4 protein-coding genes and 1 pseudogene are annotated in these 6,288 nt (G+C 70.3%); 4 read left to right on the forward strand and 1 reads right to left on the reverse strand.

The features are described 5' to 3' along the window. Nucleotides 1-458 precede the first annotated feature (458 nt). Nucleotides 459-1,310: pseudogene (locus ABZ646_RS37670) on the reverse strand (helix-turn-helix transcriptional regulator); the annotation flags it as partial. A gap of 239 nt (nt 1,311-1,549) precedes the next feature. On the opposite strand from ABZ646_RS37670, the gene ABZ646_RS37675 reads away from it, so the two are divergent. The 4 genes from ABZ646_RS37675 to ABZ646_RS37690 all read left to right on the forward strand — a co-directional run. Then, a complete protein-coding gene (locus ABZ646_RS37675; RefSeq protein WP_360529526.1) occupies nt 1,550-1,990 on the forward strand; it encodes an ATP-binding protein in 441 nt (146 codons plus the stop codon). Between the two features lie 88 nt (nt 1,991-2,078). After that, nucleotides 2,079-2,354, forward strand: coding sequence for a hypothetical protein (locus ABZ646_RS37680; protein ID WP_360529529.1), 276 nt, complete (start codon nt 2,079-2,081; stop codon nt 2,352-2,354). A gap of 241 nt (nt 2,355-2,595) precedes the next feature. Beyond that, a complete protein-coding gene (locus ABZ646_RS37685; protein WP_360529532.1) occupies nt 2,596-5,169 on the forward strand; it encodes a Pls/PosA family non-ribosomal peptide synthetase in 2,574 nt (857 codons plus the stop codon). A 13-nt stretch (nt 5,170-5,182) separates the two neighbouring features. Beyond that, on the forward strand, nt 5,183-6,288 hold a 1,106-nt coding region (locus tag ABZ646_RS37690; RefSeq protein ID WP_360529535.1), incomplete at its 3' end, for an AMP-binding protein.

Raw genomic sequence — 6,288 nt, forward strand, 5'->3', positions numbered from 1 at the left:
GCCGAACTGGTGCGACTACTGACGGTGAGAGGCCAGAGCCTCGCTGTGGCCGAGTCGCTGACCGGTGGAACCCGAGTGTGTTCCCGGCTGCCGGATCCGGACCGCGCTCGCGTCAGGCCTCGTCAGCTGAGTGCTTTGACGAGTTCCTGGGCGAGGGGGGTGGCCGAGTAAGGGTTCTGGCCGGTGTAGAGGGTGCGGTCGACCTGGATGTGCGGGGTGAACGGGTCGGCCTCGCGGTAGTCGGCCTTGAGTTCGCCCACGAGGCGGTCCTGGAGCAGCCACTTCGCGCGGTCCGCGAGACCGTTCTGCTTCTCCTCGGCGTTGGACAGGCCGGTCAGACGGTAGCCGGTGTACGGAGACGTGCCGTCGGGGCCGATGGTGGCCAGCAGGGCCGCGGGGCCGTGGCAGACCAGGGAGACCGGCTTGCCGGAGGCGAGCCAGTCGGTGAGCAGCCTGCGGTTCAGGAGCGCCCTGCTCTGCGCGTCGGAAGTGAGCAGGGACATGCGGTTGTGCGCCTCCAGGTGCGCCACGACGTCGGAGCGCTGGTCCAGGTACATCGCGCCGGAGAGGATCTCGCTGTAGACGACGTCCGGCAGCTCCGGCTCCGCGAAGCGGAAGTAGGTGAACGGGGCGCACGCGCCCACGTGGGCGCCGGCGGTGAACGGGACGACGTCGACGCTGACGTGCTTCAGTTCGGACACCTCGAGGAGCCGTTCGATCTGCTCCCGCATCACGTCGGGGCTGCCGACCACCCGGTGCAGGACGGCCTCCTCCATCACCACCCACAGCGTGGGCGCGTCGGGCCGCTCCAGCAGGGCCTGTCTGCGCAGCCGCAGGTTCACCCGCCGTGCCAGGTCCTCGTCGCTGTCGTTGGGAAAGCCGCCGCTGAGCACGTGGCGTGCATAGGTGTGGGTCTGCAGCAGCCCCGTGACGTAGTGCGGCTCGTAGGTGCGCAGGGTCGATGCCCCGGTCTCCAGACTCACGTAGGCGCTGAACCAGGTGGGCAGTACGTCACGGTAGGTGTGCCACCAGCCGGGCTCGTTGGCCCGCTCGGCGAAGGCGACGAACTCGTCCAGCTCCTGCCGGTCGGCCCCGTAGGTCTGCAGCAGCTTCTCGACGTACAGGGGCTTGAGGGCGACCTCCGCCTTCTCCAGGCGGCGGATGGTCAGCGGGGTGACCCGAAGCGCCCGCGCGGCTTCCTCCAGTGTCACGCCGGCGCCCTGGCGCCGCTCCTGGAGCCTCCGGCCCAGGATCATGCGCAGCACGGTGGGCGCACTGGCGCTGCCCGCGTTCGAACGGCCTTCGCTCACGCCCTTACCTCCTGAGGAACTGTCATCGCACCGAGTGTGACAGGCACTTGGTGAAGCGACCAGACCGATACCGGCATTCTGAAATTATCAGGGAGTCGGTTGCAGCCTGAACTCGGATGCGCGCATAGTTACTTGAGTTAACCGCGTCCGTTCACGGGCAACGTCCCTGTCCCGTACGGACGTTGCTCAGCACTGCCCGCTCCCCGCCGCGCCCCCCCGCCTTACGGAAGGCAGCCATCGTGTCCCCCCACGCGACCTCCCCCCGTGACCTGTTGGACGTTGTCGCCCCCGATCAGGCGCACTGGATCGAGTTGCCCTCGCACCGCTCCAGCGTCAGAGTCGCGCGCCGCTCCATGAGAACCCGCCTGAGCGAGTGGGGGCTGTCCCGGGAGCTCTGCGAGGACGCGGTGCTGCTCGTGTCCGAACTGGCCACCAATGCCGTCATCCACACGCTGAGTGTGCGGATCCTGTGCGGCATGGGCCTGGTGGCCGACGGGTGCCTGCGCCTCGAAGTCCACGACCACGACTACTCGCGCCGGAGCCTGCCCCGTCGTGAGCCCGGTCCGGACGACGAGGGCGGCCGGGGGCTGCTGCTCGTCGAACAGCTCGCCGACTCCTGGGGGGTCGACCGGTCCCGGCTCACCAGCGGCCACGCGGTGTGGGCGACGCTGACGGCCTGACGCCGGATTCCCCGTGTTCCGAACGGTGCGCGGGGGAGGGGGACTTGGCGATTTCACGGTGCACGTGCCGCTGCATATGATCTTGGTCGTGACTGTGCAGAACTCTGACAAGACGCTTTCCCGCAAGCAGCGACTCCAGGAGAAGCAGCGCCGCCGGCTGACGGTGGTGGACACCGTGGACAAGGCCGAGGTGAAGGTCCGCAAGGCGGAGGCCGAACTCGCGGTCGCCGTCGCCGAGGCGGTGCAGGTGTTCGGTGACGAGCGCGCCGCCTCCGAGGGCCTCGACATGCCTGTGGAGGCCATCCGCCGGTTCGTCGCCATCGCGGCGGCCGAGACGGCCGCCACCGACACCGCCGCCGTGTGAGGCGACGCGTCGGTGCCGGACCACCCCGGCGTCGACGCGTGGTGGGCACCGGCCGGGGGGCCGCCGTTCGGGTGATTCGCGCGCTCCCCGTCCGGGCGGGAAAGCAGGGAAATACAGGCCCGACGGCTCCTTCGCGGTGCCTTCTCCCCTCGATGGGACAAGTGGCAGCCAAAGCCGCTATCCGGACAAACTGAATCCGCCGGTTCGTGATCAGGAACATTGACGTTCTTCAGGAGATCGCATGGTGGAGCAGTCCTCCGAGGTCGTGTCGGAGCCGGACGATCCTGCCGTCGCCCTGACCGGCACGCGCCCCAGCGGAGCACCGACCGAGCAGCGGCTCGCGCAGGCTCTGGCCGGCCTCCTCGGCACCGGGCATGTCCCCGTCGACGGTCACTTCTTCACCGACCTGGGCGCCAACTCCCTGGTCATGGCGCAGTTCTGCGCGCGCGTACGCAAGCAGCCGGACCTGCCGTCGCCGACCATGAAGGACATCTACCGGCACCCCACCATCCGCAGCCTGGCAGCCGCGCTCGGCGCACCCGCGCCCACCGACGCACCGCACGCCTCGCCCGGCCCCGAGCCGGCCCCGGACCCCGGCCCGCGCCGGAAGCGCCGGGACCACCTGCTGTGCGGAACCCTCCAGCTGCTGGCCTTCCTCGGCTACTCACTCGTCTCCGGATACGTCACCGCCGCCGGCTACGAGTGGATAGCCGCCGGCAAGGGCCTCGCCGACGTGTATCTGCGGTCCCTGCTCTTCGGAAGCGTCGCGTTCATGGCGCTGTGCGCGTTCCCGATCGCCGCGAAATGGCTGCTTGTCGGCCGCTGGCGACCCGCCGAGTTCCCCGTCTGGGGCCTGGCGTACCTGCGCTTCTGGCTCGTCAAGGTACTCATCCACGCGAACCCCGTGCTCTTCCTCACCGGGACCCCGCTGTACGTGCTGTACCTGCGGGCCCTCGGCGCCCGGATCGGCAAGGGCGTCACGATCCTCACCCACTCCGTCCCGGTCTGCACCGACCTGCTGACGATCGGCGCGGGCACCGTCATCCGCAAGGACTCCTTCCTGCTCGGCTACCGGGCGCGCGCGGGACACATCCAGACCGGCCGGATCACCCTCGGCGCGGACGTCTTCGTCGGTGAGAAGACCGTCCTCGACATCGACACGGCCATGGGCGACGGAGCCCAGCTCGGCCACTCGTCCGCCCTGCACCGCGGCCAGGCCGTCCCGGACGGCGAGCACTGGCACGGCTCTCCCGCGGAGCCCACGGCGACCGACTACGTCAGGGCCGCACCGGCCCGCTGCGGCACCGCACGCCGCTTCTGGTTCGGCCTGAGCACCCTGGTGCAGATGTTCCTCCTGTACATCCCGCTGGCCGTCGGCGGCGTCTACATGCTGTTCACCCAGATACCGGCGATCGGCAAGCGACTCGACCCGACCACGACCGCACTGTCCTGGCCGGAGCTGCTCTCCGACGCCCTGCTGCTCTCCCTCGTGCTGTTCTCCGGGTTCGTCGTCCTCGGGCTGCTGGCCCTGTACACGCTCCCGCGCCTGCTCGGCCTGGTCGTCAGGCCCGACCGGACGTATCCGCTCTACGGACCGCACTACGCGCTGCACCGGGCCACGGCCCGGATGACGAACGTCAGGTTCTTCGCCTGGCTCTTCGGCGACAGCTCCTACATCGTGTTCTACCTCCGCGGTCTCGGCTACGACCTGTCACGGGTCGAGCAGACCGGGTCGAACTTCGGTACCGAGGTCCAGCACGAGACACCCCTGCTGGTCACCGTCGGCAGCGGCACGATGGTGGCCGACGGCCTGTCCATCCTCAACGCCGACTACTCCAGCACGTCGTTCCGGCTGTCGAGGGTGACGATCGGACCGCGCAACTTCCTGGGCAACAACATCGCCTACCCGGCGGGCGGCCGGACGGGCGACAACTGCCTGCTCGCGACCAAGGTGATGATCCCCCTCGACGGCGAGGTCCGGGAAGGCGTGGGACTGCTCGGCTCACCGTGCTTCGAGATCCCCCGCTCGGTGGACCGCGACACCCGCTTCGACCACTTCAGGACCGGCGACACCCTGCGACACCGGCTCACCGCGAAGAACCGCTACAACCTGCGCTCCATGGCCCTCATGCTGTTCGTGCGCTGGCTGCACACCTTCTGGCTCACCCTGTTCGGCCTCGCCTCCGTGGATCTGTACGGCGTGGTCGGACATGTGGTGATCGCCGGATACCTGGCGTTCACGCTCCTCTTCTCCACCGCCTACTTCGTCCTCGTGGAGCGCTGCCTCGCCTCCTTCCGGGCGCTGAGCCCCCGGCTGTGCTCCATCTACGAGCCGTACTTCTGGTGGCACGAACGGCTGTGGAAGGTACCCGACCACTTCCTCAACATCTTCAACGGCACCCCCTTCAAGAGCCTGGTGTGGCGGCTGCTGGGCGTGCGCATCGGCCGCAGGGTCTTCGACGACGGCTGCTACCTGACCGAGCGGACCCTCACCACCATCGGCGACGAGTGCACCCTCAACGCCGGCAGCAAGATCCAGTGCCACTCCCAGGAGGACGGCACCTTCAAGTCCGACGGCACCACACTGGGCGCCCGCTGCACGCTGGGCGTCGCCGCCCACGTGCACTACGGCGTGACCATGGGCGACGGCTCCGTACTGGCACCGGACGCCTTCCTGATGAAGGGCGAGGAAGTCCCCCCGAACGCCCGGTGGGGCGGCAATCCCGCGGTCGACATGCCCGAGACCGACAGCCGGCCCGCCGGCCCGGGCCGGGCGAAGCCGACCACCGACGCCGCCACGGCGACCGTGAGTTGAGGAAGGCCATTCGATGCGAACGCGCGTGGAAGCGGACCGGGAGTACTGGAGCCGGACACTGACCGCCGGCGGTGTCACCACCGTGCCCCGGTGGGCGGCGGAGCCGGCGCCGGGCACGGCCTGGCACGGGACACCGGTCCCGGGAACGGACGAGCACGAGATACCGGTGCCGGACGACCTGACCGCGGCACTGCGGGCCCTGGCCGCGCACCGCGACCTGCCGGTCGGCACCCTGCTGCTGGCCGCGCACCTCAAGGTGCTGGCCGTGCTGTCCGGCGAGCCGGAGGTGGTCACCGGTCACAGCACCGGCCGATCCGCCGAACCGCTGCCCTGCCGGACGTCCGTACCCGCCGGCTCCTGGCACACCCTGCTGACGGCCGCCCGGTCGGCCGAGACCGAGGTGCTGACCCACCAGGACTTCCCGGTGGAGAAGCTGCGCCGGGAACTCGGGCTGACCGAGCCGCCGTACGAGATCGTGTCCGGCCCCCTCGAAGCCGACGCGGACCACGCGGACGCCGGTGCCCTGCACGTGCGCTGGACCGACCGGGACGGACGGCTCACCCTGCGCCTGCGGCACCGCACGGACGTACTGGACACCGCGGCGGCGGCCCGGCTCGGCGGCTACCACCTGACGGCACTGCGCCTGATGACCGCCGACCCGGACGCCGACCACACCCGGCAGAGTCTGCTGTCCGCCGAGGAACGGCTCGAACAGCTCGACACCATGGCAGGGCCGCACCGGACGCTGCCGGACGCCCGCGCCCACGAACTGTTCGAGCAGCGGGTGCGGGCGCACCCGCAGGCGGTGGCGGCCGTGCACGGCCAGGAAGAGTGGACGTACGACGAACTCAACCGGCGGGCGAACCGGCTGGCGCGGGCGCTGCTGGCGAGGGGCCTGGGCCGGGAGGGCGTGGTCGCCGTCGTCACCGAACGCACCCTCGACTGGCCGGCGGCGATGCTCGCGGTGTTCAAGGCCGGCGGTGTCTACCTCCCGATCGAACCGCACTTCCCGGCCGGCCGGATCGCGGCGACCCTGTCCCGGGCCGGCTGCCGGCTTCACCGACGCGATGCGCGACGTGGCCCGCTCCCGGCGCCGCACCGGGGCCCTCACGTGGGGTC

This window comes from Streptomyces sp. NPDC007162, from assembly GCF_040634175.1.
Taxonomy (GTDB): Bacteria; Actinomycetota; Actinomycetes; order Streptomycetales; family Streptomycetaceae; genus Streptomyces.

Bases quoted from the DNA above. Each gene is read 5' to 3' on its own strand.
- ABZ646_RS37685 (WP_360529532.1), top strand. From the start codon at position 2,596: ATGGTGGAGCAGTCCTCCGAGGTCGTGTCGGAGCCGGACGATCCTGCC.